This is a genomic window from Variovorax sp. 10L421 (genome assembly GCF_056395365.1).
Map to the genome: position 1 here is coordinate 53,738 of NZ_JBFTJJ010000016.1, position 26,070 is coordinate 79,807.

Genomic DNA, 26,070 nt, shown 5'->3' on the forward strand with positions numbered 1-26,070 from the left:
CCCATGAGCACGAACACTGCCCCCGCCAGCGACAGCTGGTATGCGAGCGTCGAAAAAACCAGCAAGACCGACGACGAACGCATCAAGGACATCAACGTGCTGCCCCCTCCCGAACATCTGATCCGCTTCTTCCCGATCCGCGGCACGCCGGTCGAAACGCTGATCGAAGGCACGCGCCGCAGCATCCACAACATCATGGCCGGCAAGGACGACCGGCTGCTGGTGATCATGGGTCCCTGCTCGATCCATGACCCGGCCGCCGCGCTCGAATACGCCCGCCGCCTCAAGGTCGAACGCGAGAAATACGCCGGCACGCTCGAGATCGTGATGCGCGTGTACTTCGAGAAGCCGCGCACGACGGTCGGCTGGAAGGGCCTCATCAACGACCCGTACCTCGACGAGAGCTTTCGCATCGACGAAGGCCTGCGCATCGCGCGCCAGCTGCTGATCGACATCAACCGCCTGGGCCTGCCGGCGGGCAGCGAGTTCCTCGACGTGATCTCGCCGCAGTACATCGGCGACCTGATTTCCTGGGGCGCCATCGGCGCGCGCACCACCGAAAGCCAGGTGCACCGCGAACTGGCCTCGGGCCTGTCGGCTCCGATCGGCTTCAAGAACGGCACCGACGGCAACATCCGCATCGCCACCGACGCCATCCAGGCGGCGGCGCGCGGCCATCACTTCCTGTCGGTGCACAAGAATGGCCAGGTCGCCATCGTGCAGACCAACGGCAATCGCGACTGCCACGTGATCCTGCGTGGCGGCAAGGCGCCGAACTACGACGCCGCCAGCGTCGAGGCCGCCTGCAAGGACCTGGAAGCCGCCAAGCTGCCGCCCACGCTGATGGTCGACTGCAGCCACGCCAACAGCTCCAAGCAGCACCAGAAGCAGATCGACGTGGCGCAGGACATCGCTGCGCAGATCGCCGGCGGCTCCAACCGCGTGTTCGGCGTGATGGTCGAAAGCCACCTGCAGCCGGGCGCCCAGAAGTTCACGCCGGGCAAGGACCAGCTGTCGGGCCTCGAGTACGGCAAGAGCATCACCGACGCCTGCATCGGCTGGGACGATTCGGTGCAGGTGCTCGACACGCTCTCGCAAGCGGTCAAGCAGCGCCGGGGTTAAAGCATTTCGGCCAGGTCGGGCCAGTGGTGCCGCATCGACGCAGCCTCGCTGCTGTCGGTCGGGACCATCGAGAAGTCGGCGAAATCGAAGCCCGGCCCGACCATGCAGGCGACCAGCGTGTAGTCGCCCGAGCTGTGGCCCTGAATCGGCCGGGCGGCCTGCCATTGGCCGGCGGGCACCACGTGCTGGGGGCGCGTGCCGTGTACATCGACCGGGCCCAGCTTCACGTGGGCCGGCGCCGTGCGCATCGCGGCGTCGCAGGTCCACAGTGCCAGCGGCACGCCTTCAAGATGAACCCAGACCTCGTCGGACAGCACTCGGTGCCAGCGCGAATGCTGGTTTGCTTCGAGCAGGAAGTAGATGCTGGTCAGCGCGCTGCGGGGCGCGCGGCCGTCGACGGGCTCCACGCTGGCGGGCGATCGGAACACCTCGGCATACCAGCCGCCCTCGGGGTGGTGCTGGAGCTTCAGGGCGTCGATCAGCTCACGCGCGCGCATGGCGCTCATGATGCGTGGGTGGCGCGTAGCGCCGCAAGCAGTTTGTCGTGCACGCCGCCGAAGCCGCCGTTGCTCATGCAGACGATGTGATCGCCCGGCCGGGCGGCGGCCACGACCTGCCTCACGAGCGGCTCGATGGCCCCGGCCACCTGCGCGCGCGCGCCCATCGGCGCAAGCGCCGCCGCCGCGTCCCAGTCGAGCCCCGCCGTGTGGCAGAACGACAGGTCGGCCGACTCCAGGCTCCACGGCAACTGCGCTGCCATGACGCCCAGCTTCATCGTGTTGCTGCGCGGTTCGAAGGCCGCGAGGATGCGCTCACTTTGCTTGCCGGCCGCGTCGAGCTTCTGGCGCAGGCCGTCGAGCGTGGTGCGGATGGCCGTCGGATGATGCGCGAAATCGTCGTAGACCGTGATCGCCCCGCCGTTGTGCTCGACTGTGCCGCGCAGTTCCATGCGCCGGCGCACATTGCGGAAGCTGCCCAGCGCCCGGGCCGCTTCGGCCGGCGCCACACCCACGTGCTCGGCCGCGGCGATGGCGGCCAGCGCATTCATCTGGTTGTGCAGGCCCGAGAGCTCCCATTCGACCCGGCCGACGACTTCGCCCCGCTGCAGCACGTCGAAGGCGTCGTGCGAGCCGCGCGCCTGCCATTCGCCCCCGGCACCGAAGCGCGCGAGTTCGCTCCAGCAGCCCTGGGCCAGCACGCGCTGCAGGCTTTCTTCGGCAGCGTTTACCACCACCCGGCCGGTGCCCGGCACCGTGCGCACGAGGTGATGAAACTGGCGTTCGATGGCGGCAAGATCGTCGAAGATGTCGGCATGATCGAACTCGAGGTTGTTCAGCACGGCGGTGCGCGGCCGGTAGTGCACGAACTTGCTGCGCTTGTCGAAGAAGGCCGTGTCGTACTCGTCGGCCTCGATCACGAAGGCCGGGCCGTCGCCCAACCGGGCCGAGACGCCGAAGTCCAGCGGCACGCCGCCCACCAGGAAGCCGGGTGCCTTGCCGCCTTTTTCCAGCACCCAGGCCAGCATCGACGTGGTCGTCGTCTTGCCATGCGTGCCGGCCACGGCCAGCACATGGCGGCCCAGCAGCACGTGTTCGGCCAGCCATTGCGGGCCGCTGGTGTAGGGCTTGCCGGCGTCGAGGATGGCCTCCATCAGCGGGAACTTGGGGCTGCCGTCAGGCAGCCGTGCCCGGGACACCACGTTGCCGACCACGAACATGTCCGGTGCCAGGGAGAGCTGGTCGGCGCCGAAACCCTCGATCAGGTCGATGCCGAGGGCGCGCAGCTGGTCGCTCATCGGCGGGTACACGCCGGCGTCGCAGCCCGTGACCCGGTGGCCTGCCTCGCGCGCCAGGGCGGCCACGCCGCCCATGAATGTGCCGCAGATACCCAGAATATGAATGTGCATCGGTCGATTCTAGGGAAGCGGCACGCCGCGCCCGTGCCGGGGCCGCGTGTTTCTCCCGCTCTTCGTACTGATGTTCATGTGAGGGGTGCCTACTGCGGGCAAAATGCCCCGATGGACACGTCCAAGCGTGAAATTGCCGCTGCTGCTGCCCGCCTCGTCGTCGAGGAGGGGCTGGAATACGGCCCGGCCAAGCGCCGGGCCCTGCGCGACCTGGGCCTTTCGGCGCGCACCGCGCTGCCGAACAACGACGAGGTCGAGGCCGAGGTGCGCGAGTACATTGAGCTTTTCTGCGCCGACACCCAGCCTCAGGAACTGCATGTGTTGCGGCTGCTCGCGCTCGAGTGGATGGAGCGCATGGCCGCGTTCCGCCCCCATGTGGGCGGTGCCGTGTGGCACGGAACGGCGACACGGTTGTCGGACATTTATATTCAGTTGTTCTGCGATGACTCCAAATCGGCCGAAATCGCCTTAATTGATCACCATGTGGACTATGAGCCGCGCATGGTGACCGGCTTCCACGGCGAGCAGGTCGAGGCCTTGAGCGTGCATGCTCCGAGCCGCGTGCTCGGCGAGGAGATCGGTGTGCACCTGCTGGTCTACGACCTCGACGACCTGCGCGGTGCCCTGAAGCCCGACGCCCAGGGGCGCGCGCCGCGGGGCGACCTGGCTGCGCTGCGCCGACTGATCGAACAAGAAAAGGACAAGTGAATGATTTCTTCGCCCACCCGACGCGGCATGCTTTATGCCGGCGTGGCGGCAGCGGCTGCGGCCGCCGGGTTTGGCGGCGCCTGGTGGAAGGAGCGCAGCAGCGGCACGGGCGGTGAGATGCTCGACGCGGCCTTCTGGGCCCAGAGTTTCGAGCGGCCGGAGGGCGGTGACCTCGTGCTGTCGAGCTTGCGCGGCAAGCCGCTGCTGCTCAACTTCTGGGCGACGTGGTGCCCGCCATGCGTCGAGGAAATGCCCCTGATCGACGCCTTTTTCCGCGAACAGGGTGCTAATGGCTGGCAAGTGGTCGGATTGGCCATCGACCAGCCGAGTGCCGTGCGCAAGTTTCTGCAGCGTACGCCGGTGACCTATCCGACGGGCCTGGCCGGCTTGCAGGGCACGGAGCTGGTCAAGAATCTAGGCAACACGGGCGGCGGTTTGCCCTTCACGCTGGTCCTGAATGCGAACGGCTCCGTGGCCGCCCGTAAAATGGGCAAGCTCGATGCTGCCGACCTGAACACTTGGCGGCGTGAACTGGTTCACGGTTAGAATCACTTCCTTACGCTGGCGTTAGACGCCGAAAGCCGAAAATCACCGATTTTCGAACAAGTTATATCCTGAAGACCGGCTCAGCCGGCACTGGAGTCCCATGGATCTGCGCAAACTCAAGACACTGATCGATTTGGTGTCCGAATCGAATATTTCCGAACTGGAAATCACGGAAACCGAAGGCAAGGTTCGCATCGTCAAGGGCGGTGGTGCCGCCCCCGTGCAGTATGTGCAAACCCTGGCAGCGCCTCAGGCGGCCGCTGCACCGGCAGTCACCGCTGGTGCTCCGGCGGCATCCGCCGTGGCCGGCGCACCGGCAGCCGAAGCCGCTCCGGCAGGCCATGCCGTGAAGTCGCCGATGGTCGGCACCTTCTACCGTTCGTCCAGCCCGGGCGCCCCGGCGTTCGTCGAGGTCGGCAGTAAGGTCACCGAGGGCGACACCGTCTGCATCATCGAAGCGATGAAGATCCTCAACGAAATCGAAGCCGACAAATCCGGCACGATCACCCAGATCCTCGGCGAAAACGGCCAGGCGGTCGAATACGGACAGCCGCTGTTCATCATCGAGTGACCATGTTCAAGAAGATTCTGGTTGCGAACCGGGGGGAGATTGCACTCCGGATTCAGCGTGCCTGCAGTGAACTCGGCATCAAGGCCGTGATGGTCTATTCCGAGGCTGACCGCGAAGCGAAGTACGTCAAGCTCGCCGAAGAAGCGGTGTGCATCGGTCCGGCCCCGTCGGCGCAGAGCTACCTCAACATGCCGGCGATCATTTCGGCGGCCGAAGTGACCGACGCCGAAGCCATCCACCCCGGCTATGGCTTCCTGAGCGAGAACGCGAACTTCGCCGAGCGCGTGGAGCAAAGCGGTTTCCAGTTCATCGGCCCGACGCCCGACAACATCCGCACGATGGGCGACAAGGTGTCGGCCAAGCAGGCCATGATCAAGGCCGGCGTGCCGTGCGTGCCCGGCTCCGAGGGCGAACTCTCGGACGACGCCGCCACCAACAAGCGCATCGCGCGTGCCATCGGCTACCCGGTCATCATCAAGGCGGCGGGCGGCGGTGGTGGCCGCGGCATGCGCGTGGTGCACACCGAGGCGGCGCTGGTCAATGCGATCCAGATGACCAAGGCGGAAGCCGGCGCGGCCTTCAGCAACCCGGCCGTGTACATGGAGAAGTTTCTCCAGAACCCGCGCCACATCGAGATCCAGATCCTCGCGGACAAGCACAAGAACGCGGTCTACCTGGGCGAGCGCGACTGCTCCATGCAGCGCCGCCACCAGAAGGTGATCGAGGAATCGCCCGCCCCGGGCATTCCGCGCAAGCTGATCGAGAAGATCGGCGAACGCTGCGCTGCCGCCTGCAAGAAGATCAACTATCGCGGCGCCGGCACCTTCGAGTTTCTCTACGAAAACGGCGAGTTCTATTTCATCGAGATGAACACGCGCGTGCAGGTGGAGCACCCGGTGACGGAGTTCACCACGGGCATCGACATCGTCAAGACGCAGATCATGGTCGCGGCCGGCGAGAAGCTGCCGTTCACGCAGCGCCAGATCCAGATGCACGGCCATGCCATCGAGGTGCGCATCAATGCCGAGGACGCGTGGAAGTTCACGCCGTCGCCAGGCCGCATCACGATGTGGCATCCGCCGGGCGGCCCGGGCGTTCGCGTCGATTCGCACGCGTACACCAACTACTTCGTGCCGCCGAACTACGACTCGATGATCGGCAAGATCATCGTCTACGGCGACACGCGCGAGCAGGCCATGGCCCGCATGCGCACGGCGCTCAACGAGACCGTGATCGAAGGCATCCAGACCAACATTCCGCTGCACCGCGAACTGATGGTCGATTCCAAGTTCATGACGGGCGGCACCAACATCCACTACCTCGAAGAGTGGCTGGCTGCGCACAAGCGCTGACCCGGGACGTCGCGATGTTCGAACTCCGCCTGATGGCGCCGGAAGACCGGGTCGAAACGCTCGGTGAAGCGCTCGATGCACTCGATGCATTGAGCGTGTCGGTGGAAGACGCCGACGCGCAGACCGATGCAGAGCAGGCACTGTTCGGCGAACCGGGCATGCCGCCGCCGAAAGAAGGCTGGCAGCGTTCGCGCGTGATCGCGCTGTTCCCCAACGAGGCGCTCGCGAAAGAGGCCGCGTCGGTGCTGGTGCTGCAGGACTTCTTCGAAGGCTGCGAGGTGCTCGGCATCGCGCCCGTGCCCGAGCAGGACTGGGTACGCCTCACGCAATCGCAATTCGCGCCGGTCGAGATCACGCCCGAGTTCTGGATCGTGCCGACGTGGCACGAGCCGCCCGGGCAGGCCAGGCAGGTGATCCGGCTAGACCCCGGCTTGGCCTTCGGCACCGGCACGCATCCCACCACGCGCATGTGCCTGCGATGGATCGCCACGCAAGGCACGCTCGGCAGCCAGCGCGTGCTCGACTACGGCTGCGGCTCCGGCATTCTCGCGATCGGTGCGGCGAAGTTCGGTGCAGCCGAGATCGACGCCGTCGACATCGATGAAGCCGCGGTCTCCTCGACCCGGCTCAATGCCGAGGCCAACGGCGTCCGGCTGAACGCCGGCCTGCCCGAAGCGGCCAAGGGCCACTACGACACCGTGCTCGCCAACATCCTGGCCACGCCGCTCAAGGTGCTCGCGCCGCTGCTGCGCAGCCATGTGAGGGCGGGTGGATCGCTGGTGCTGGCCGGCATTCTCGAGCGCCAGGCCGACGAGTTGAAGGAAGCCTACGCGCCTTACGCCGCGCTCGAAGTCAGCGACACCGAGGACGGCTGGATCCTCATGACCGCGCGCTGCTGAGCCACCGCATCGCGCCCCTCTCGCGGCGAGGGCGCAACCCTACAATCGCCCGGTCATGAGTCTCGTCACGCGCTGCCCTGCCTGCACCACCACCTTCAAGGTGGTGCGCGACCAGCTTCGCATTTCGGACGGCTGGGTGCGCTGTGGCCGGTGCAGCCACGTGTTCGACGCCACGCTCGATCTGCACGAGGCGCCAGATGGCGCCCCGGCAAATGCGTCGCCGCCGGTACCGGGTGGCGGCTACATGCCGGGACTGGTCGAATCTTCCCCGGAGTCCGAAGCGACGCCCCCTCCGGAACGCCGGCAGCCGGCGGAAGATGCGGATTTCGTCGGCGACGAGCCCGAGCCACAACCTCTGCACACGCTGCCACCGGGAGTTCCGGCATCCGCACCGTCACCCGCGGCTGTGTCGCCGCCGGCGTTCTCGCTGTCATTGCCCGAACACGGCATTGACGAGCCGTGGTCCGACCTCGACGCCAGCGAACCCGCGTGGAAGCCGCCGCCGAGCACGCTGCCACCGTTTCCGAACATCGACCTGAACCTCGCTTCGCCGCCCCCAGCGCCGTCGCCTCCAGCGCCGCCGCTGCCCGTTGCCTCGCGCATCAGGACGCGCGCGCTGATCGAGCATGCGAGCATCGACGACGATGGGGAGGGAGAGCGCCAGCAGCAAGAGAAGGACCATGACCAGGTGCAGATGCAGAAAGCGCTGCGCCGGGCCCGCATCAAGTCGGCCAAGATCGCGAGCGCCAAGGCCCGCGAGGAGCGTGCAGCCGCGAAGGCGCCGGCCGTGGTGGTGCAATCCGAGAGCGAAAGCGAGCCTGCCCCTGCGTTCTCCTCGGACTTGGAGCTGCCGGTGGGCCATCCCCTCGCGGACGAGGACGAGCTTGCCGAGAAGGCGCCCAGCTTCTGGCAGCGCAAGGGTGTGCGCATCGTGCTGATCTTGCTGGCGGTGCTCGCCGTGCTGCTGCTCGTCGTTCAGGTCATTCGCCATGAGCGCGACGGCATCGCGGCGCGCCAGCCGAACCTGCGGCCTGCCCTCGCGGCGCTGTGCCAGCACACCGGCTGCGAACTCGCTGCCCTGCGCCAGATTGGCGACATCGTCATCGAAGGCGCGGCCTTCGCGCGTGAGAAGAGCGGAGGCAACGACTACCGCCTGAGCTTCACCCTGCGCAATGGCGCGACCGTGCCGCTCGCCATGCCGGCCGTCGAGCTCTCGCTGCTCGACACGCAGGAGCGCGCCGTGGTGCGTCGCGTGCTGATGCCGGCGGACTATGGCGCGCCGGCGGTACTGCCGGCCCGCGCCGACCGCGCGGCCTCGCTGCCCCTGGCCTTGTCCGCCTCGGAGGCCGCGGCGCTGCCGCCCATCGCGGGCTATCGCGTCGAAGCTTTCTATCCCTGAGCGGCGGCGCCTGCCTGCACGCGTCCTTTTTCCTCCCCAATTCTTTTACCAACGGTGCACCCATGGCAGCAGTGATTTGCGGTTCCCTCGCATTCGACACCATCATGACTTTCGAGGGCCGGTTCGCCGACCAGATCCTTCCGGACCAGTTGCACATTCTCAATGTGTCGTTCCTGGTGCCGACCCTGCGTCGTGACTTCGGCGGCTGCGCGGGCAACATCGCCTACAGCCTCAATGCATTGGGGGGCACCGCGCTGCCCATGGCCACGCTCGGCAGCGACGGCGCGTCGTACCTCGAGCGCATGCGCTCGCTGGGCATCGATACCGGGTTCGTGCGCCAGCTCGACGACACCTTCACCGCGCAGGCGATGATCATGAGCGACGTCGACAACAACCAGATCACCGCCTTCCACCCCGGAGCGATGCAGCAGGCGCACATCACGAAAGTGGCGGCGCGTGACGACATCAAGCTCGGCATCATCGCGCCCGATGGCCGCGACGCGATGCTGCAGCACGCGGAGCAGTTCGCCGCCGCGGATGTCCCGTTCGTGTTCGATCCGGGCCAGGGCCTGCCGATGTTCGACGGCGAGGCGCTGCGCCATTTCGTCGACCTTGCGAGCTGGGTTGTGGTGAACGACTACGAAGGCAAGATGCTTTCGCAGCGCACCGGCTGGAGCCTGGCCGAGATCTCGAAGCGCGTGCGCGGCCTGGTCGTTACGCTGGCGGCCGAGGGCTGCGAGGTATGGATCGATGGCGAGCGCGAGCATGTGCCTGGCGTGGTCGCGACCGAAGTGGTCGAGCCCACGGGTTGCGGCGACGCCTGGCGCGGCGCGCTGCTGTTCGGTCTGGAAAAGGGTTGGCCGCTGGCGCGATGCGCCGCACTTGGCAACAAGGTCGGTGCGCTCAAGATCGCGCAGCGCGGCCCGCAGAACTACGAGATCGACCGAAAGGCCCTGGGCCTCTGATCTTCCTTCTTCCCGAAGCACCAATAAAAAAGCCCGGCACCGCAAGGTACCGGGCTTTGCGCCTTCAAGGCCGCTGAGAAACTCAGGGCTTGCTGGCCGTGGGGAACGGCCAAGCTGCCTGAGGATTCAGCGTCGTTTGCGCTGCAGGGGCAGGCGCTACGGCTGCGGCCTTGGCGGGCGCAGCGGCCTTGGGAGCCTTCTTCGCAGCAGGCTTCTTGGCAGCAGGCTTTTTCGCGGCTTTCTTGGCCGCGGCCTTTTTCGCAGGCGCCTTCTTGGCAGCAGCCTTCTTCGCAGGGGCCTTCTTCGCGGCTGCCTTCTTGGCAGGAGCCTTCTTCGCCGCCGCCTTCTTGGCAGGAGCCTTCTTTGCTACGGCCTTCTTTGCCGGAGCCTTCTTGGCAGCGGCCTTCTTGGCCGGTGCTGCCTTCTTCGCGGCTACCTTCTTGGCAGGCGCCTTCTTCGCTGCGACCTTCTTGGCCGGAGCCTTCTTCGCAGCTACCTTCTTGGCGGGAGCCTTCTTGGCTGCGACCTTCTTTGCCGGAGCCTTCTTTGCAGCGGCTTTCTTAGCCGGCGCTTTCTTTGCAGTTGCCATTTCTATTTCTCCTTGATCAAGTTGAAAAAATCAACCTATTGAAGCACTCCACGCACGTTGGGTAGCGTGAAGCGATTCATGGCGTTGGAATCTGAGCCCAGCACCATGAACACCTGAGCCCTCGTCCATGCCGCGCTCTTCGGCGCGATCGGTGGCAAGGGCAATTCTTGAATTCATTAATTATTGTCGGAAAGATTCAATCCCAGGAGAGCGCACCACCCGACTGGTACTCGATCACGCGGGTTTCGAAAAAGTTGCGCTCTTTCTTCAGGTCAATCATTTCGCTCATCCAGGGGAAGGGATTTTCTTCGTTCGGGAAGAGCGTTTCGAGGCCGATCTGCTGCGCACGCCGATTGGCGATGTACCGCAGGTAGCCCTTGAACATGGAGGCGTTCATGCCGAGCACGCCGCGAGGCATGGTGTCTTCGGCGTATTTGTATTCGAGCTCGACGGCGCGCATGAAGAGCGCCTTGATCTCGGCCTTGAACTCCGCCGTCCACAGGCCGGGGTTCTCGAGCTTGAGCTGGTTGATCAGGTCGATGCCGAAATTGCAGTGCATCGACTCGTCGCGCAGGATGTACTGGTACTGCTCGGCGGCGCCGGTCATCTTGTTCTGGCGGCCGAGCGCAAGGATCTGCGTGAAGCCGACGTAGAAGAACAGGCCCTCCATCAGGCAGGCGAACACGATGAGCGACTTGAGCAGCGTCTGGTCGGTCTCGTGCGTGCCGGTCTTGAAGAGCGGGTCGCTGATGGCTTCGATGAACGGGATCAGGAACTGGTCCTTCTCGCGGATCGACGGCACTTCGTTGTAGGCGTTGAAGATCTCGCTCTCGTCCAGGCCGAGCGACTCGACGATGTACTGGTACGCGTGCGTGTGGATCGCTTCCTCGAAGGCCTGGCGCAGCAGGAACTGGCGGCATTCGGGCGCCGTGATGTGGCGGTAGGTGCCCAGCACGATGTTGTTGGCGGCCAGCGAGTCGGCGGTCACGAAGAAGCCGAGGTTGCGCTTGACGATGCGGCGCTCGTCTTCGGTCAGGCCGTTCGGGTCTTTCCAGAGCGCGATGTCGCGCGTCATGTTCACTTCCTGCGGCATCCAGTGGTTGGCGCAGGTGGCGAGGTACTTTTCCCAGGCCCATTTGTACTTGAACGGCACCAGCTGGTTGACGTCGGTCTGACCGTTGATGATGCGCTTGTCGGAAGCCTTGACGCGCTGGGCGACGGGTGCCGCGGCACGCATCGCGTGTTGCTGCGCAAGCTGTGCAGTTTGCGCGAGCGACGAAGTCGGAGCATCCACCACACGGCCTGCGGGCGAACCGCTGGTCGATGCGTTGTGGTGCTGCAATCCTTGCTGCATATCCTTTGGTAAGGAGGGCTTGACTTCTTCGTCCCAGGTCAACATAGAAAAATCCAATGCTCAATTATCGGAGCAACGCGTGAGAGTTGCAAAGTGCTCGTTCACACCGTGCTCCATTTATGTGGTTGTTATGTTGCTCGCATGCGTCGCGCGGTGTCGGTCAATGCCTCGATTGACCGAACGCCGCGCGATTTTTTTTCTTCGCACGTGCCTCGCTGATTCAGCGCAGCGTCACTGGCACGCTTCGCAGGTCGGATCGTCGACACCGCAGAACGCGATGTCGGTGGCGGGCATCGCGCTCATCTGCGCCTTCGCTGCGGCAGCGGCGGCTTCGAGTGCGCTCATGCCCGAGGGTGCGTCGTTGCCCGACGACACTGCGTTGAGACGGCCCGATTGCACCGTCGATTTTTCGGCGTGCGTCGCGCTCTGCGTGCGCAGGTAGTACGTGGTCTTCAGGCCGCGCACCCATGCGAGCTTGTAGGTGTCGTCGAGCTTCTTGCCCGATGCGCCGGCCATGTAGATGTTCAGCGACTGCGCCTGGTCGATCCACTTCTGGCGGCGCGCGGCGGCCTCCACCAGCCATGTCGTTTCGACTTCGAACGCGGTGGCGTAGAGCGCCTTCACGTCCTGCGGCACGCGGTCGATGGGGCGCAGCGAGCCGTCAAAGTGCTTCAGGTCCATGACCATCACGTCGTCCCACAGGCCCAGGCGCTTCAGGTCGCGCACCAGGTAGTGGTTGATCACGGTGAACTCGCCCGACAGGTTCGACTTGACCGACAGGTTGCCGAAGCAGGGCTCGATCGAAGCGTCCACGCCGATGATGTTCGAGATGGTCGCGGTCGGGGCGATGGCCACGCAGTTCGAATTGCGCATGCCGTCGGCCTTGATCTTCTGGCGCAGCGTGTCCCAGTCGAGGGTGGCCGAGCGGTCGACCTCGACGTAGCCGCCGCGGGCCTTCTCGAGCAGGTCGAGCGAGTCGATCGGCAGGATGCCCTTGTCCCACAGCGAGCCCTTGTAGCTCGAGTACTTGCCGCGTTCGCGGGCCAGCTCGGTCGAGGCCCAGTAGGCGTGGTAGCAGATGGCTTCCATCGACTCGTCGGCGAACTGCACGGCTTCCTGCGAGGCGTAGGGAATGCGCAGTTCGTACAGCGCGTCCTGGAAGCCCATCAGGCCCAGGCCGACCGGACGGTGGCGCAGGTTGGAGTCGCGCGCCTTCTTCACGGCGTAGTAGTTGATGTCGATCACGTTGTCGAGCATGCGCATCGCGGTCGAGATCGTGCGCTTGAGCTTTTCCTGGTCGACCTTGCCGTCCTTCAGGTGCTGCAGCAGGTTCACCGAACCCAGGTTGCAGACGGCGGTTTCGGTGTCGCTGGTGTTCAGCGTGATCTCGGTGCAGAGGTTCGACGAGTGCACCACGCCGGCGTGCTGCTGCGGCGAGCGCACGTTGCAAGCGTCCTTGAACGTGATCCAGGGGTGGCCGGTCTCGAACAGCATCGTGAGCATCTTGCGCCACAGGTCGGTCGCCTGGATGGTGCGCGCGGGCTTGATGTCGCCGCGGGCAGCCTTCTCTTCGTAGGCCACGTAGGCCTTTTCGAAGTCTGCGCCGAACAGGTCGTGCAGGTCGGGCACGTTGGAGGGCGAGAACAGCGTCCAGGTGCCCTTTTCCATCACGCGGCGCATGAACAGGTCGGGAATCCAGTTGGCAGTGTTCATGTCGTGCGTGCGGCGGCGGTCGTCGCCGGTGTTCTTGCGCAGCTCCAGGAACTCCTCGATGTCGAGGTGCCAGGTTTCCAGGTACGTGCAGACCGCGCCCTTGCGCTTGCCGCCCTGGTTCACGGCCACGGCCGTGTCGTTCACCACCTTCAGGAACGGCACCACGCCCTGCGATTCGCCGTTCGTGCCCTTGATGTGGCTGCCCAGCGCGCGCACGCGGGTCCAGTCGTTGCCCAGGCCGCCCGCGAACTTCGAGAGCAGGGCGTTTTCCTTGATCGACTCGTAGATGCCGTCCAGGTCGTCGGGCACGGTGGTCAGGTAGCAGCTCGACAGCTGCGAGCGCAGCGTGCCGGCGTTGAACAGGGTGGGCGTGCTCGACATGAAGTCGAACGACGACAGCACTTCATAGAACTCGATGGCGCGGGCTTCGCGGTCGATTTCGTTCAGCGACAGGCCCATGGCCACGCGCATGAAGAAAGCCTGCGGCAGCTCGATGCGCGTCTTGCGCACGTGCAGGAAGTAGCGGTCGTACAGGGTCTGCAGGCCGAGGTAGTCGAACTGGTTGTCGCGCTCGGCCTTCAGGGCGGCGCCCAGGCGGGGCAGGTCGTACTGCAGCAGCTTCTCGTCGAGCAGCTCGTTCTCGACGCCCTTCTTGATGAACTGCGGGAAGTAGTCGGCGTAGGCGGTGGCGCGCTCGACCGGCATCACTTCGCGGCCGATGATTTCCTTGAAGATCGTGTGCAGCAGCAGGCGCGCTGTGGCGAAGGTGTAGTCGGGGTCCTTCTCGATCAGCGTGCGGGCTGCGAGGATGGACGCCTTGTAGACCTCGTCGAGCGGCACGCCGTCGTACAGGTTGCGCATCGTCTCGGCGACGATCGGCGCGGCCGTGATGCTGTCGCCCAGGCCTTCACAGGCGGACTCGATCAGGCCCTTGAGTTCGTTCAGGTCGAGCGCGACCAGTTCGCCGTTGTCCAGCACGTGCAGCGCGGGCGCGGCCGGCACGTCCTGTTCGCCCTGCTTCGAACGCTCTTGCGAGCGGCGCTCGCGGTACAGCACGTAGGCGCGGGCGATTTCATGGTGGCCGCCGCGCATCAGGCCGAGCTCGACCTGGTCCTGCACGTCCTCGATGTGGAAGGTGCCGCCGCCCGGACGCGAACGCACCAGCGCGCGGATCACACCCTGCGTGAGCACATCGACCGTTTCGCGCACGCTGGCGGAAGCCGCGCCCTGGGTGCCGTGCACGGCCAGGAAGGCCTTCATCATCGCGATCGCGATCTTGTTCGGCTCGAAGGGAACAACGGCGCCGTTGCGCCGGATGATCTGGTAGTGGGCGAGGTTCTGGCCGCTGGGGGAGCCAGCAGTGTCTCGCTGCTGTTGCAGTGACGTCGAGGGAACGGCACGCGGGGTCGATTGGGGGTTCAGGGCTGTTTGCATTCGCTTCCTCTCGGTTGGCAATTCTTGTTGGATGGCGGCGCCTGGTCGGGGCACCGCGCCGGTGTGGATGACCGGACGGAGGACACTATATCTAGGGTGCCGGGGGTCTACAAGCCACTACAGGTAGTGTTTTGCGGCAATTTTTGGTAGTAGGGGTAACTATCTAGGCATCGGCACGGCCGTCGATGCCGCGTGGACACTGGACTATGGTCGCGCAACCCGCATGGAGCTTGGCTTGCAAGACGATTTGGGCCTGCAGGGCGCATGGTTGCTGCATCGCGCGTTCGCAACTTTCGTATTGCTGCGCTGCACGAGTGGCGCATCGCGGGGCGCCGGGCGATTGAAAAAATTAGCGCTGCGTCACCTGCGGCGGAAACATCTGTGGATTCCAGCCGAGCTGTTCACGCAGCCGACGCCACTCGAAGCCCGCGCCTGGGTCCTGCTTGCGGCCCGGCGCGATGTGCTCGTGGCCGGCGATGTGCGCGATCGGATAGTGCTGCGCGACCGCTGCGCACAGGCTCGCGAGCGTCTCGTATTGCGGCTCGTCGAACGGCTGGCCCTCGAGTCCTTCGAGCTCGATGCCGACGGAGTCATCGTTGCAGTTGCCGCGGCCGCGCCACGACGATGCACCGGCGTGCCAGGCACGGTCGTCGCAGCTCACGAACTGCCAGAGTTCGCCGTTGCGGCGCACGTAGAAATGAGAGGACACCTCGAGCCCGCGGATCGACTGGAAATAGGGGTGCGCGTCCCAGTCGAGCTGGTTGGTGAAGAGCCGCTGCACCGCATCGCCGCCGTATTCGCCGGGCGGCAGGCTGATCGAGTGCAGCACGATGAGGTCGGTCTGCGCGCCAGCGGGCCGGGGCCCGAAGTTGGGCGAGCGCAGCGCCTTCGCGAAGCGGTACCAGCCGGCTTGCCAGAGTCCGTCGTCGCCGTTGTCAGGAGCGCCGGGCGTGGGTGCTTCAGTCGTCGGCATGGTTGCTCGCGCCATCGTCGCCGTTGGGCGTGGTGATGCCCAGCCGCGCGATGCGGTAGCGGATCTGGCGCAGGCTCATGCCGAGCCGTGCGGCGGCCGCGGTGCGATTGAAGCCGCTCTCGTGCAGCGCGCGCACGAGGATTTCGCGCTCCTGCTGGTCGAGGTAGGCCTGCAGGTCGGAGGGCAGCGGCGGCGGTGCGGCCTTGGGTGGTGCGACCGGCGCCATCGGCAGCGGAGCCGGCGCGGCAGCAGATGCATCGGCAGCGGGCGACAGCGGCGCCGGCGCGGATGCCGCGGCTTCGACGGAGGCGGTGAAGCCGCCCATCAGGTCGAGGTGCAGTTCGTCGCCGTCGTTCAGCGCCACCGCGCGGTGCAGCAGGTTCTCGAGCTCGCGCACGTTGCCGTTGAGCGGGTGCTGCGCGAGGCGGCGCAGCAGGTCGTCCGAAAGGTGCGGCACCGGCAGCCCGCCGTCCTGCGCGATGCGCGACAACAGCGCGGCGCACAGCGCGGGCAGGTCCTCGCGGCGCTCGCGCAATGCGGGCACCGCGATCTCGATCACGTTGAGGCGGTAGAAAAGGTCTTGCCGGAAACGGCCTGCCTGCACTTCGGCGTGCAGGTCTTTATGGGTGGCGCTCACGATGCGCACGTCGACGGCGTCTTCCTGCGTCGAGCCGATCGAGCGCACGCTGCGCTCCTGGATCGCGCGCAGCAGCTTCGACTGCATGGCCAGCGGCAGGTCGCCGATCTCGTCGAGAAACAGCGTGCCGCCGCGCGCGGCCTGGAAGTAGCCGTCGCGGTCCTGCGACGAGCCGGTGTACGAGCCCTTCTTGGCACCGAAGAACTCGGCTTCGAGCAGGTTCTCGGGAATCGCGCCGCAGTTCACCGCGACGAACGGCCCCTCGCTGCGCTGGCTGCAGGCATGCACCGCGCGCGCCACCAGCTCCTTGCCGGTGCCGGACTCGCCGCGTACCAGCACCGGTGCCATGCCGCGCGCCACCTTGGCGATGCGCGACTTGACGAGGCGCATGGGCTCCGACTCGCCCACGAGACGGTCGAGTGCGGCGATGCCGGTGCTGGAGGTGGCCACCACGGCGTCGCTGATGACGTTGTTGTTGACGGCGGGCGCAGCCTGCGCCAACTTGGCCATCGGCTGCGGCGCGTGCCGCGCCTGCACCGCGGAGGCCACCACGGCGCGGAACTGCTTCAGATCGACCGGCTTCGTGAGGTAGTCGAAGGCGCCGGCCTTCAATGCTTCCACCGCGTTCTCGGCGGAGCCATAGGCCGTCATCACCACGCAGCGCTCGCTGCGCTGGTCTTTCTGGATGCGGTGGATGATTTCCATGCCCTGCCCGTCGGGCAGCCGCATGTCGGTGATCACCGCGTCGAAACGGCCGGCCTCCAGGTGCTCCCACGCTTCCGACACGCTGCCGGCGGCCTCGACGCGATAGCCCTCGCGCAGCAGCGTCAGTTCGTACAGCGTGCGCAGGTCGGGCTCGTCGTCGATGACCAGGATCTGCGCCGGCCGCTGTGTGGAAGGGGTGGAGTTGCTCACGGGCGTTATTGTGTCAGCCGGTTTTCGCTGGCGGCAAAGCTGACGAAGAATTCGTTGCCCTCGGGTCCGCCCGGCACCAGCGCGCGCCGCTCGTAGCCGATGGTGGCGCCGTGCCGCCGGCACAGTTCGCGGCACAGGAACAGGCCCAGCCCGCTGGAGCGGCTCTCGGACGAGAAAAAGGGTTCGAACAGGTGCCGCTGCACCGCCGGTTCCAGCGGCGCGCCGTCGCTCCACACCATCAGGCTCGGGCGGTTGCTGCCGCCGCGCTGCTGCGCGGTCAGCACCTGGATCGAGCCTTCGCTCTTGCCGGCGTAGCGTGAGGCGTTGTCCAGCAGGTTCACGATCAGCCGGCGCAGGTGCTCGGCGTCGAAGCGCACCTCGCTGCCGGGCGCGTCGAGCGACACCAGTACGCCCTTGCGCTGGGTCTGGCGCACCCATTCCTCGGCCAGCACCTGCACCGCGGGGTCGAGCACGACCTGCTCGCCGAGCGACAGCACGCGCTGCTGGCGCGCGCGCGAGACGTCGAGCACGTCGTCCACGATGCGCGCGAGCCGCTGCGCGTTGTGCTGCACCATGCTCGTGAGCTTGCGGTGCGCGGGATCGGTCAGGTCTTCGTTGAGCAGCGCGCTGGCCTGCGTGATGGCGGCCAGCGGATTGCGGATTTCATGCGCCACGGCGGCCGACATGCGGCCCATCGCGGCCAGCTTCTCGGTGCGGATGCGGGCCTCGAGCTCGCGCAGGTCCTGCAGGAACATCACGCACAGGCTGTCGAGGCGCTGGTCGCTGGTGGGCGTGAGCCGCGTGCGCACGCGCACTTCGCGCGCCGCACCGCGCGCCTGCGCGACGGGAATTTCTTCCGTCTGCGGCGCCCGGCGCGCGAAGGTCTGGCGCGCCAGCGCGGCCAGTGCATGCCAGGCGGGCTGGGCATGCAGCGGGAACGGCAGCGTCAGCTTCGCCAGGCCCTGGCCGAGGATCGCGTCGGCCGCCGGGTTGGCCGCATGCACCAGGCCTTCGGCGTCGATCACCAGCACGCCTTCGCTCAGGGTCTCGATCACCAGGTCGTTGACCTGCGCCTGCATCTGCGCGCTGCTGCGGCTGCGCTGCGCCACGGCTTCCTCGCGCGCCAGCCGGCGGGCCATTTCGTGCGCGAGCAGCGCCACCACGAACAGTCCGGTGCCGGTGAGCGCCGCCTGCACGAAGCGTGCCGACGAATCGACCGGCTGCTGCAGCCAGTGCCAGCCCGCGTCGGCCAGCAGCAGCAGCGTGACGGTGGCGGTGGTGCCCAGGCTCACGATCATGGTGCCGAGCACCGCGCTCATGAGCACCGGCAGCGCGAACAGCGGCGTGTAGTTGACGCTGCCGCCCTGCAGCACCTGCAAGGCGGTGAAGGCGGCCAGGTCGATGCCGATGGTCAGCAGCCAGAGCGCGGCGAAGCCGCGGATCGGCGGCTGGACGCGCCTGTAGCGCATGCCCAGCCAGGTCGCGACGAGGTACAGGGCCGAGATGGCGATGGCCACCGGCTGCATCGTCTGCCCGATGGCAAAGGCCACGCCCTGCAGCAGCACCAGCACCAGCGCGACGAAGCAGCGCGCGCCCATGAAGCCGCGCCAGAGCCGGATCAGCGCCGTGCTCTCGTCCGGGTGCTGGTCGAGCACGTCCCAGTCGGTGACCGGCTCGCCGCGCGCCCAGAGCGGGGAACTCATCGCGCGGCGGCCGCTTCGCGGTGCGCAGCGCTGCAATAGACCGCGCCGCCTGGGCCGGAGATGGCGTCGGTCGCGGGCAGGTGCAGCCCGCAATGAGCGCAGCGCACCATGGCCTGCGGCGGCCCGGGCGGAGTGGGGACGCGTTGCTGTGCCTTGGCCGCGCGCTCGCGCATGGCGTCGCGCATTTCTTCGCGCCGGTTCTTGCGCCAGAGCCAGATCGCGACCCAGAGCACCGCGAGAACGAGGAGGTATTTCATACGGGAGGCCGGGCCAGCACCACTTCGAACACGAAGCGGGAGCCCACGTAGGCCAGCAGCAAAAGGGCGGAGCCGGCATACAGCACGCGCCGCGCCGTACGGCCGCGCCAGCCGAAGCGGGCCCGGCCGGTCAACAGGATCGCGAAGGTGAGCCAGGCGAGCACCGAGAAGGTGGTCTTGTGGTCCCACTTCCAGACGCGGCCCGCGGCGCCGTACAACTGTTCGCTGAACAGCAGGCCGGCCAGCAGCGTGGCCGACAGCAGCACGAAGCCGGCTGTGACGAAACGGAAGGTGAGCCGCTCGAGCGTGAGCAGCGGCACGCCGCCCTGCGGTTCGGCGGTGGCGAGCCGGATCTGCTTTTCGGCGCGGGTGATCAGCCAGGCGTGCACGACCGCAGCGCCGAACAGGCCGTACGAGGCGATGCCGAGCGCCAGGTGCAATGGCAGCCACGGCGAGGCCGTGACATGCAGCGGCGTGCCCGGGAACAGGATGGCCAGCAGCACCGCGGCCGCGCCCAGCCAGGCCAGCGCGCGCCGTACTTTCAATTGGGGATACATGCGGCTTTCGACCGCGTAGACGGTGAGCACCAGCCACGCGGTGACCGACAGGGCGGGCGCAAAGCCGAAGCGCGGCTCGCCGCCGATGAGGCCGTGGACCAGCACGGCGGCATGCAGAAGCCATGCAATGCCGAGTGCCCACTGGGTCGATTGGCGGCTCAGTCTTGCGCCGGCAGCGGCGACAAAACCGTAGGCAGCCCCGGCGGCGATGCCCAGCGCCACGCCGAGTGGGGAGGGGATCGCTAAAATCATCGGCTGGAGTTTATCTCCCCCAGGCTTGCGCACTTCGTGCCGCAGCGCCAACCCCCTCACCGGGGGCGGCACCGGAGGCCCGGCCAAGCCGGTTCCCCGGCGTCTCGCGAAGGGGCGCAAGCCGCCGATTCAGGTACACGACTTTCCAATGACCCGCTGCGGCGGGCAGCAAGGCATCCCGCTCATGGCCACCGCCCTCACAGAAAAGTTCTCCCGCCTCGTCAAGACGATGAGCGGCCAGGCCCGCATCACCGAAAGCAACGTGCAGGACATGTTGCGCGAAGTGCGCATGGCGCTGCTGGAAGCCGACGTGGCGCTGCCCGTGGTGCGCGACTTCGTGGCCCGGGTGAAAGACAAGGCGCTCGGCCAGGAAGTGCTGGGCTCGCTCAAGCCGGGCCAGGCGCTGGTCGGCATCGTCAACCGCGAACTGGCCGCCACCATGGGCGAGGGCGTGTCCGACATCAACCTCGCGGCTCAGCCGCCGGCCGTGATCCTCATGGCCGGCCTGCAGGGCGCCGGCAAGACCACCACCACCGCCAAGCTGGCCAAGCACCTGATCGAGAAGCGCAAGAAGAAGGTGCTGACGGTGTCAGGCGACGTGTACCGCCCCGCCGCCATCGAGCAGCTCAAGACCGTCACCAAGCAGGCCGGCGCCGAATGGTTCCCGAGCACGCCCGACCAGAAGCCGCTCGACATCGCGCGCGCAGCGCTCGACCACGCCAAGCGCCACTATTTCGACGTGCTGCTGGTCGACACCGCCGGCCGCCTTGCGATCGACGAAGCGCTGATGACCGAGATCAAGCAGCTGCACGCGGCGGTCGACCCGGTCGAGACCCTGTTCGTGGTCGATGCCATGCAGGGCCAGGACGCGATCAACACCGCCAGGGCCTTCAAGGAAGCGCTGCCGCTCACCGGCATCATCCTGACCAAGACCGACGGCGATTCGCGCGGCGGTGCGGCGCTGTCGGTGCGGCAGGTCACGGGCGTGCCGATCAAGTTCGCCGGCACCAGCGAGAAGATCGACGGCCTCGAGGTATTCGATGCCGAGCGCCATGCGGGCCGCATCCTCGGCATGGGCGACATCGTCGCGCTGGTCGAGCAGGTCACGGCCGGCGTCGACGTGGCGGCGGCGCAGAAGCTCGCGGCCAAGGTCAAGAGCGGCGCGGGCTTCGACCTGAACGACTTCCTGGGCCAGCTGCAGCAAATGAAGCAGATGGGCGGGCTCTCCAGCCTGATGGACAAGCTGCCCACGCAAATGGCCGCCAAGGCGACCGAGGCCGACATGACGCGCGCCGAGCGCGACATCCGCCGCAAGGAAGGGATCATCCAGAGCATGACCCCGCTGGAGCGCCGCAAGCCCGAGCTGCTGAAGGCCACGCGCAAGCGCCGCATCGCGGCCGGCGCCGGCGTGCAGGTTCAGGAGGTGAACCGCCTGCTCAACGAGTTCGAGCAGATGCAGGGGATGATGAAGAAGATGAAGGGCGGCGGCCTGATGAAGATGATGAAGAAGATGGGCGGCATGAAGGGCATGGGCGGGATGGGCGGCCCTGGTGGCCCGAAGCTGCCGTTCTGAGCGAACGCCACACGCACATATATATAAGAAGGCCCGCCGGTTCGCACCGGCGGGCCTTCTGTCTTCAGGGCTGCACTTCGTAGACCTGCTGCGCCTCGGCGGCTGCGTGCACGCCAGCGCGACCTGCATGCCCGCCATGAAAAAAGCCGACCCTGAGGCCGGCTTCGGGGCGCTGTGTCTTCAGCGCATCAGGCGGTTGCCAGTGCAGCAGGCCGCGCGAGGCGAACCGCATGCATCCACGCACGGCGCAGCACGGCCGGCGAGCGCGATTCCTCTGGAATCAGCAGGAAGCCGCGGTCGCGCAGCGTGGTGCCCAGTGCGATCTGGCTGGTCAGCACCGTCAGCGGAATCGCCAGCAGCAGCGGCAGGCCGACGGGCATGAGCCAGATCAGCGCGCTCGGGTCGATCATCGCGACGCCGACGGCCAGCATGGCGATCACCAGCGTCATGGGGGCCAGCTGCGACGCGGCGACCTTCCACGGCACGGCGGCGGCTTCGCGCGGGGGCGACTTCCAGTCGAGCTTGATGCCGGTGAGGGCGACCAGCACGAACAGCGAGTGGGCCAGCATGCGGACCGGGGCCTGCACGATGGCGAGGCCGCTTTCCATCATGGAGCTCTTCACGAGGCCCCACACACCGCCGTACTGGCGTTGCTCGCCGCGCATCAGCACGGCAGCGATGCCCAGCACGCGCGGCAGGAACAGCAGGCACAGGGTCCAGACCCACAGGCCGGCCAGTTCGGCGGGCAGCACGCTCCAGCTCGACACGAGGCTCGAGCCGCTGAGCCACAGGGCGGTGCCCAGCGTCAGGAAGGCCAGCCACAGCGGGGCGGAGACGTAGGCCATGGTGCCGGTCACGAACATCGCGCGGTGCACCGGGTGGATGCCGGGCTCGGCCATCAGGCGGGCGTTCTGCAGGTTGCCCTGGCACCAGCGGCGGTCGCGCTGCAGTTCGGCCAGCAGGTCCGGCGGTTGCTGCTCGTAGCTGCCAACGAGGTCGGACACCAGCCACACGTTGTAGCCGGCACGGCGCATCAGCGCGGCTTCGACGAAGTCGTGCGACATGATGCCGCCCGACATGCCGCCGGTGCCCTTGATCGGGGCCAGCGCGCAATGCTTCATGAAGGGTTCGACGCGGATGATCGCGTTGTGGCCCCAGTAGTGCGATTCGCCCAGTTGCCAGAACTGCATGCCCAGCGTGAACAGGCGGCCCGTCACGCGGGAAGCGAATTGCTGTGCGCGGGCATGCAGCGTGACGTGGCCGATGGCCTGCGTCGCGGTCTGGATGATGCCGGCGGTGGGATTGGCTTCCATCAGCTTGACCATCGAGGTCAGGCAGTCGCCGCTCATCACCGAGTCGGCGTCGAGCACGACCATGTAGCGGTAGTCCTTGCCCCAGCGGCGGCAGAAGTCGGCCACGTTGCCGGCCTTGCGGTGCGTGCGGCGGGTGCGCAGGCGGTAATACACCTCGACCTGCGGCTGGTTGGGGCTCTCGGCCAGGGCGGCACGCAGGTCTTCCCAGGCGGCGCGCTCGGCGGCGGCGGTCTCGGGGTTGTAGCTGTCGGACAGCACGAACACGTCGAACTGCTTTGCGTGGCCGGTGGAGGCGACCGATTCGCAGGTGGCGCGCAGGCCGGCGAATACCGTGGCAACGTCTTCGTTGCAGATCGGCATGATGATCGCGGTGCGGGCCTCGGGGTTCATCGGGTGGTTGGCCACCTGTTTCGCCGACAGGGCGTGCTTGTCACCGCGTACCGAGACGTAGAAGCCCATGAGTGCGGTCACGAAGCCGGTCACGACCCAGCCCGAGAGCAGGCCGTACAGGCCGATCTGGCCGTATTCGAGCCAGACGTTGTCGTAGTCGGGTTGCACGCCGGCGAACAGCGTCGAGGCGATCACGGTGCTCAGCACGGTGAGCAGCATGAACGCGTTGCGGCGCTGGGCCGCGGCACGCTGCCACGGTTGGCGGGCTTCGGCCGGGCCGGCGCTTTGGCGCTTGCCGCCGGCACCGAGCCTGACCAGCAGGGCGGTGCCGATGCTGTTCCAGAAACCGCGCCAGGGGCGGGGCGTCATCGAACCGCGGTTGACCGGCGGGGCGGTGACCGAATTGGGATGGCGTTCCTCGCGAACCGCGCTGCGGTGCGAAAAATCGGTGTCGGCCAGCACGTTCAGTTGGGAGAAGTCGTTCGGCTTCATGTGATTTACCAACGTTGCTTGTCGAGGGAAGGGGTGTCGCCAATGGCAGGAAAGCGCTTGATCACGCAATCCGGCTCGGCGCCGCCAGCGCTTGCGAGCGCGGCGAGCGAATGGCCCGCGGCACGGGGCCGCGAGGAGGAAAACTGCTTTTGACGCAGGCCGTCGCGCTGCTGGCGCAGTGCGAAAGATGGGCTGGTTAGTGCTGTCATGCCAGTACAGGGGCAAACCCTGTGCCAGGCTGGAAAAACGCTTTCAGATCAATGACTTGGACCGATCCGGAGGTGTTTTTCGCGGGAGGAGGCTGCCGGAAGGCCTCCAAACCCCTGTTTTTGTCGCCGAATCCCGACAAGCCTCCTGGGCGGGTAGGGATTGGCTATATAAATCAATGACTTAGGGGCGTCGCTACTCGGCGACAGGGTCCCCGCCAGGAGCGACAGCGTCGGCCTTGAAGTGGCCTGGCGTGAGTTCGTGCTTCTGCAGAAGCCGGTAGAACTCCGTGCGGTTGCGATCGGCCAGGCGGGCCGCATCGGCCACGTTGCCGTCGGTCAGTTTCAGCAGGCCGACGAGGTAGTCGCGCTCGAAACGCTGCTTGGCCTCGGCGTAGGTCTGGACCTCGACCGTCGGCACGCGCAGCGCGCGCTGCACCAGCGCCAGAGGAATCAGCGGCGAGCTCGACAGTGCGCAGACCTGCTCGACCACGTTGAACAGCTGGCGCACGTTGCCCGGCCAGGCGGCCGTGGTCAGCGCCTTCAGCGCCTCGGGTGCGAAGCCCGACAGCCGCTTGCCGTACTTGGTCGACAGGCGCTGCAGAAAGTGGTTGGCCAGCAGCGGAATGTCCTCGCGCCGCGCCGACAGCGGTGGCAGCGTGAGCGTCACCACGTTCAGGCGGTAATACAGGTCTTCGCGGAACTGGCCGGCCTCCATTGCGGCGTCGAGGTCGCGATGGGTGGCCGAGACGATGCGCACGTCGACCTGGATCGACTGGCTCGCGCCCAGCGGGCGCACCGCGCGCTCCTGCAGCACGCGCAGCAGCTTGACCTGCAGCGCGGGCGGCATGTCCCCGATTTCGTCGAGCAGCAGCGTGCCGCCGTCGGCCTGCTGGAACAGGCCCTTGTGGTTGGCATGGGCGTCGGTGAAGGCGCCCTTCATGTGGCCGAACAGCTCCGACTCGAGCAGCGCTTCGGGAATGGCACCGCAGTTGACCGCCACGAAGGGCTTGTCGGCACGCGCGCTGGCCTTGTGGATCGCGCGCGCGAGCATTTCCTTGCCGGCGCCCGAGTCGCCGCGCAGCAGTACCGAGGCGTCCGACTTGGCGACCATGCGCGCCTCGGCCAGCAGTTCGGCCATGCGGTTGCTGCGGCTCACGATCTCGGAGCGCCAGCTGTCGTCGCCGGCCTTGCTCGGCGTGGTGGCGGGCGCGCCGAGCGCCAGCGCCTGCGCGATCTTGTCGAGCAGCTCACGGCCGTCGTAGGGCTTGGTGAGGTAGGTGAACACGCCACGCGCCGTGGCCTCGACCGCGTCGGGGATGGTGCCGTGCGCGGTGAGCAGGATCACCGGCAGCGAGGGATGGCGCTTGCGGATCTCGTCGAAGAGCTGGAGGCCGTCGCGCCCGGGCAGGCGCACGTCGCTCAGCACGAGCTGCGGGTGTTCGATCTCGAGCTGCGTGAGCGCAGTCTCGGCCGAGGTGACGGCCGTGACCTGGTAGCCCGCCGAGCTGAGCCGCATCGAGAGCAGCCGCAGCATGTCCGGGTCGTCGTCGACCACGAGGAGGCGGGCGCCGGTAGTGCTCATGGGGTCGGTTTGCTTCCGTTGGGCGCCGCCGGTGCTGCGGGCGCCGTGTTGGGCCGCGCGAAGCTGCGCTCGATGGCGCGCAGCGCTTCGATGCGGTCGTTCAGCTGGTCGATGCGGCGCTGGCTGTCGCGCAGCTGCTGCACCTGCTTGTCGCGATCGTCCTCGACGCGGCGCTGCTCCACGTAGCGCGCGGCCAGGGCGCGTGCCAGCGGGTGCAGGGCCTGGGCCTCGGGTGCGGGGTTGGCGATCACGCGCTGCAGCAGGCCCAGGGCACGCGCCAGGTCGGCCGGCACGCGGGTCTGCGAGAGCAGCAGCGCCAGCTGCATCTGCGTGGTGGGCGAATCGCCCGGGTCGCCGATGCGCGAGATTTCCGTGCTCAGGTCGGCGCCGTTCAGCGGGCGCACCTTGTCGGCATACGACAGCATGGCCGCCTGCGGTCCCTGCGTCATCAAAGTAAAGAGCGACGAGGCGGGCTGCGTGGCCGGCGCCTTCGGCTCGGCCTCCACCGGCATCACGCGCGGCACGACCGGGGGCGGCGGCAGCGCCTCGGCCTCCGCGGGCGGCTTGGGCTGCGTGGCGCAGGCGGCCAGCAGCAGGACGAAAGGCACGGTCATCGCCCCGGCGAAGGAGGAACGGCGGACGAACGAAAAAGACATGGG

The 26,070-nt window shown here is 67.1% G+C and carries 23 protein-coding genes; 9 read left to right on the forward strand and 14 right to left on the reverse strand.

The window, feature by feature from the left end; all coding sequences use genetic code 11:
• The first annotated feature begins 3 nt into the window (after positions 1 to 3).
• Entirely contained in the window at positions 4 to 1,122 is a 1,119-nt protein-coding gene (locus tag AC1DFC_RS19935) for a 3-deoxy-7-phosphoheptulonate synthase (RefSeq protein WP_007831418.1), read from the forward strand.
• Here the strand turns inward: AC1DFC_RS19935 and AC1DFC_RS19940 are convergent.
• Positions 1,119 to 1,628 carry a cupin domain-containing protein gene (locus AC1DFC_RS19940; protein WP_413333381.1) on the reverse strand — a complete coding sequence of 170 codons (510 nt, stop codon included), beginning with the start codon at positions 1,626 to 1,628 and terminating at the stop codon, positions 1,119 to 1,121. The two genes, AC1DFC_RS19935 and AC1DFC_RS19940, sit on opposite strands and share 4 nt — an antisense overlap.
• Entirely contained in the window at positions 1,625 to 3,028 is a 1,404-nt protein-coding gene (gene mpl / locus AC1DFC_RS19945; protein ID WP_413333379.1) for a UDP-N-acetylmuramate:L-alanyl-gamma-D-glutamyl-meso-diaminopimelate ligase, read from the reverse strand. The genes AC1DFC_RS19940 and mpl overlap by 4 nt, the downstream gene beginning before the upstream one ends.
• A 111-nt stretch (positions 3,029 to 3,139) precedes the next feature.
• Here mpl and AC1DFC_RS19950 point away from each other — a divergent pair, with 111 nt between their 5' ends.
• The 7 genes from AC1DFC_RS19950 to AC1DFC_RS19980 all read left to right on the forward strand — a co-directional run bounded on the left by AC1DFC_RS19950 (position 3,140) and on the right by AC1DFC_RS19980 (position 9,468).
• A complete protein-coding gene (locus tag AC1DFC_RS19950) occupies positions 3,140 to 3,736 on the forward strand; it encodes a hypothetical protein (RefSeq protein ID WP_413333377.1) in 597 nt (198 codons plus the stop codon).
• Positions 3,737 to 4,282: a TlpA family protein disulfide reductase gene (locus AC1DFC_RS19955; protein ID WP_413333375.1), complete on the forward strand. Its 546-nt coding sequence runs from the start codon at positions 3,737 to 3,739 to the stop codon at positions 4,280 to 4,282. It begins immediately after the preceding gene.
• A 100-nt stretch (positions 4,283 to 4,382) separates the two neighbouring features.
• On the forward strand, positions 4,383 to 4,853 hold the full coding sequence (accB, locus tag AC1DFC_RS19960; protein ID WP_007831428.1) for an acetyl-CoA carboxylase biotin carboxyl carrier protein: 471 nt from the start codon (positions 4,383 to 4,385) through the stop codon (positions 4,851 to 4,853).
• Positions 4,854 to 4,855: 2 nt separating this feature from the next.
• Positions 4,856 to 6,205 carry an acetyl-CoA carboxylase biotin carboxylase subunit gene (gene accC, locus AC1DFC_RS19965; protein ID WP_007831429.1) on the forward strand — a complete coding sequence of 450 codons (1,350 nt, stop codon included), beginning with the start codon at positions 4,856 to 4,858 and terminating at the stop codon, positions 6,203 to 6,205.
• A 14-nt stretch (positions 6,206 to 6,219) separates the two neighbouring features.
• Entirely contained in the window at positions 6,220 to 7,104 is an 885-nt protein-coding gene (gene prmA / locus AC1DFC_RS19970; RefSeq protein ID WP_007831430.1) for a 50S ribosomal protein L11 methyltransferase, read from the forward strand.
• Between the two features lie 55 nt (positions 7,105 to 7,159).
• Positions 7,160 to 8,503, forward strand: a complete 1,344-nt coding sequence (locus AC1DFC_RS19975; RefSeq protein WP_007831431.1) for a zinc-ribbon and DUF3426 domain-containing protein — start codon at positions 7,160 to 7,162, stop codon at positions 8,501 to 8,503.
• Positions 8,504 to 8,565: 62 nt separating this feature from the next.
• Positions 8,566 to 9,468, forward strand: coding sequence for a carbohydrate kinase family protein (locus AC1DFC_RS19980; RefSeq protein WP_007831433.1), 903 nt, complete (start codon positions 8,566 to 8,568; stop codon positions 9,466 to 9,468).
• An 82-nt stretch (positions 9,469 to 9,550) separates the two neighbouring features.
• On the opposite strand, the gene AC1DFC_RS19985 is transcribed toward AC1DFC_RS19980, so the two are convergent.
• The 8 genes from AC1DFC_RS19985 to AC1DFC_RS20020 all read right to left on the reverse strand — a co-directional run bounded on the left by AC1DFC_RS19985 (position 9,551) and on the right by AC1DFC_RS20020 (position 19,852).
• Positions 9,551 to 10,057 (reverse strand): histone H1-like DNA-binding protein, encoded by a 507-nt coding sequence (locus AC1DFC_RS19985; protein WP_478179856.1) that lies wholly within the window; start codon positions 10,055 to 10,057, stop codon positions 9,551 to 9,553.
• Positions 10,058 to 10,253: 196 nt separating this feature from the next.
• Positions 10,254 to 11,456: a ribonucleotide-diphosphate reductase subunit beta gene (locus AC1DFC_RS19990; protein ID WP_413315110.1), complete on the reverse strand. Its 1,203-nt coding sequence runs from the start codon at positions 11,454 to 11,456 to the stop codon at positions 10,254 to 10,256.
• Between the two features lie 186 nt (positions 11,457 to 11,642).
• Positions 11,643 to 14,558, reverse strand: coding sequence for a ribonucleoside-diphosphate reductase subunit alpha (locus tag AC1DFC_RS19995; RefSeq protein ID WP_007831437.1), 2,916 nt, complete (start codon positions 14,556 to 14,558; stop codon positions 11,643 to 11,645).
• Between the two features lie 349 nt (positions 14,559 to 14,907).
• Positions 14,908 to 15,531, reverse strand: a complete 624-nt coding sequence (gene ampD, locus AC1DFC_RS20000) for a 1,6-anhydro-N-acetylmuramyl-L-alanine amidase AmpD (RefSeq protein WP_007831439.1) — start codon at positions 15,529 to 15,531, stop codon at positions 14,908 to 14,910.
• Positions 15,518 to 17,083, reverse strand: coding sequence for a sigma-54-dependent transcriptional regulator (locus AC1DFC_RS20005; RefSeq protein ID WP_007831440.1), 1,566 nt, complete (start codon positions 17,081 to 17,083; stop codon positions 15,518 to 15,520). The genes ampD and AC1DFC_RS20005 overlap by 14 nt, the downstream gene beginning before the upstream one ends.
• 5 nt (positions 17,084 to 17,088) lie before the next feature.
• Complete coding sequence (locus AC1DFC_RS20010; RefSeq protein WP_007831441.1) at positions 17,089 to 18,786, reverse strand: two-component system sensor histidine kinase NtrB; 1,698 nt, start codon at positions 18,784 to 18,786, stop codon at positions 17,089 to 17,091.
• On the reverse strand, positions 18,783 to 19,043 hold the full coding sequence (locus tag AC1DFC_RS20015; protein ID WP_413315107.1) for a PP0621 family protein: 261 nt from the start codon (positions 19,041 to 19,043) through the stop codon (positions 18,783 to 18,785). Before AC1DFC_RS20015 ends, AC1DFC_RS20010 begins: the two co-directional genes overlap by 4 nt.
• Positions 19,040 to 19,852, reverse strand: a complete 813-nt coding sequence (locus tag AC1DFC_RS20020; protein WP_007831443.1) for a cytochrome C assembly family protein — start codon at positions 19,850 to 19,852, stop codon at positions 19,040 to 19,042. The genes AC1DFC_RS20015 and AC1DFC_RS20020 overlap by 4 nt, the downstream gene beginning before the upstream one ends.
• A gap of 184 nt (positions 19,853 to 20,036) precedes the next feature.
• Between AC1DFC_RS20020 and ffh the strand changes: the two genes are divergently transcribed.
• Complete coding sequence (gene ffh, locus AC1DFC_RS20025) at positions 20,037 to 21,425, forward strand: signal recognition particle protein (RefSeq protein ID WP_042673110.1); 1,389 nt, start codon at positions 20,037 to 20,039, stop codon at positions 21,423 to 21,425.
• A gap of 188 nt (positions 21,426 to 21,613) precedes the next feature.
• Here ffh and mdoH read toward each other — a convergent pair whose 3' ends face one another.
• From mdoH to AC1DFC_RS20045, 4 genes are all read right to left on the reverse strand, one after another.
• A complete protein-coding gene (mdoH, locus tag AC1DFC_RS20030) occupies positions 21,614 to 23,620 on the reverse strand; it encodes a glucans biosynthesis glucosyltransferase MdoH (protein ID WP_007831446.1) in 2,007 nt (668 codons plus the stop codon).
• 5 nt (positions 23,621 to 23,625) lie between these two features.
• Complete coding sequence (locus AC1DFC_RS20035; RefSeq protein ID WP_056509013.1) at positions 23,626 to 23,829, reverse strand: hypothetical protein; 204 nt, start codon at positions 23,827 to 23,829, stop codon at positions 23,626 to 23,628.
• A gap of 193 nt (positions 23,830 to 24,022) precedes the next feature.
• Positions 24,023 to 25,411 (reverse strand): sigma 54-interacting transcriptional regulator, encoded by a 1,389-nt coding sequence (locus AC1DFC_RS20040; protein WP_007831448.1) that lies wholly within the window; start codon positions 25,409 to 25,411, stop codon positions 24,023 to 24,025.
• Positions 25,408 to 26,067, reverse strand: coding sequence for a hypothetical protein (locus AC1DFC_RS20045; RefSeq protein WP_007831449.1), 660 nt, complete (start codon positions 26,065 to 26,067; stop codon positions 25,408 to 25,410). The genes AC1DFC_RS20040 and AC1DFC_RS20045 overlap by 4 nt, the downstream gene beginning before the upstream one ends.
• Positions 26,068 to 26,070 lie beyond the last annotated feature (3 nt).

Excerpts from the sequence above, each read along its gene's own strand:
- AC1DFC_RS20020 (WP_007831443.1), bottom strand. The coding sequence starts at position 19,852 with ATGATTTTAGCGATCCCCTCCCCACTCGGCGTGGCGCTGGGCATCGCC.
- ampD (WP_007831439.1), bottom strand. The coding sequence starts at position 15,531 with ATGCCGACGACTGAAGCACCCACGCCCGGCGCTCCTGACAACGGCGAC.
- AC1DFC_RS19990 (WP_413315110.1), bottom strand. The coding sequence starts at position 11,456 with ATGTTGACCTGGGACGAAGAAGTCAAGCCCTCCTTACCAAAGGATATG.
- AC1DFC_RS19980 (WP_007831433.1), top strand. The coding sequence starts at position 8,566 with ATGGCAGCAGTGATTTGCGGTTCCCTCGCATTCGACACCATCATGACT.
- AC1DFC_RS20035 (WP_056509013.1), bottom strand. The coding sequence starts at position 23,829 with ATGACAGCACTAACCAGCCCATCTTTCGCACTGCGCCAGCAGCGCGAC.
- AC1DFC_RS20015 (WP_413315107.1), bottom strand. The coding sequence starts at position 19,043 with ATGAAATACCTCCTCGTTCTCGCGGTGCTCTGGGTCGCGATCTGGCTC.
- AC1DFC_RS19995 (WP_007831437.1), bottom strand. The coding sequence starts at position 14,558 with ATGCAAACAGCCCTGAACCCCCAATCGACCCCGCGTGCCGTTCCCTCG.
- accB (WP_007831428.1), top strand. The coding sequence starts at position 4,383 with ATGGATCTGCGCAAACTCAAGACACTGATCGATTTGGTGTCCGAATCG.
- AC1DFC_RS20010 (WP_007831441.1), bottom strand. The coding sequence starts at position 18,786 with ATGAGTTCCCCGCTCTGGGCGCGCGGCGAGCCGGTCACCGACTGGGAC.
- AC1DFC_RS19975 (WP_007831431.1), top strand. The coding sequence starts at position 7,160 with ATGAGTCTCGTCACGCGCTGCCCTGCCTGCACCACCACCTTCAAGGTG.
- prmA (WP_007831430.1), top strand. The coding sequence starts at position 6,220 with ATGTTCGAACTCCGCCTGATGGCGCCGGAAGACCGGGTCGAAACGCTC.
- AC1DFC_RS19940 (WP_413333381.1), bottom strand. The coding sequence starts at position 1,628 with ATGAGCGCCATGCGCGCGCGTGAGCTGATCGACGCCCTGAAGCTCCAG.
- AC1DFC_RS19955 (WP_413333375.1), top strand. The coding sequence starts at position 3,737 with ATGATTTCTTCGCCCACCCGACGCGGCATGCTTTATGCCGGCGTGGCG.
- AC1DFC_RS20045 (WP_007831449.1), bottom strand. The coding sequence starts at position 26,067 with ATGTCTTTTTCGTTCGTCCGCCGTTCCTCCTTCGCCGGGGCGATGACC.
- accC (WP_007831429.1), top strand. The coding sequence starts at position 4,856 with ATGTTCAAGAAGATTCTGGTTGCGAACCGGGGGGAGATTGCACTCCGG.
- mdoH (WP_007831446.1), bottom strand. The coding sequence starts at position 23,620 with ATGAAGCCGAACGACTTCTCCCAACTGAACGTGCTGGCCGACACCGAT.
- AC1DFC_RS19985 (WP_478179856.1), bottom strand. The coding sequence starts at position 10,057 with ATGGCAACTGCAAAGAAAGCGCCGGCTAAGAAAGCCGCTGCAAAGAAG.
- ffh (WP_042673110.1), top strand. The coding sequence starts at position 20,037 with ATGGCCACCGCCCTCACAGAAAAGTTCTCCCGCCTCGTCAAGACGATG.
- AC1DFC_RS19950 (WP_413333377.1), top strand. The coding sequence starts at position 3,140 with ATGGACACGTCCAAGCGTGAAATTGCCGCTGCTGCTGCCCGCCTCGTC.
- AC1DFC_RS19935 (WP_007831418.1), top strand. The coding sequence starts at position 4 with ATGAGCACGAACACTGCCCCCGCCAGCGACAGCTGGTATGCGAGCGTC.
- mpl (WP_413333379.1), bottom strand. The coding sequence starts at position 3,028 with ATGCACATTCATATTCTGGGTATCTGCGGCACATTCATGGGCGGCGTG.
- AC1DFC_RS20040 (WP_007831448.1), bottom strand. The coding sequence starts at position 25,411 with ATGAGCACTACCGGCGCCCGCCTCCTCGTGGTCGACGACGACCCGGAC.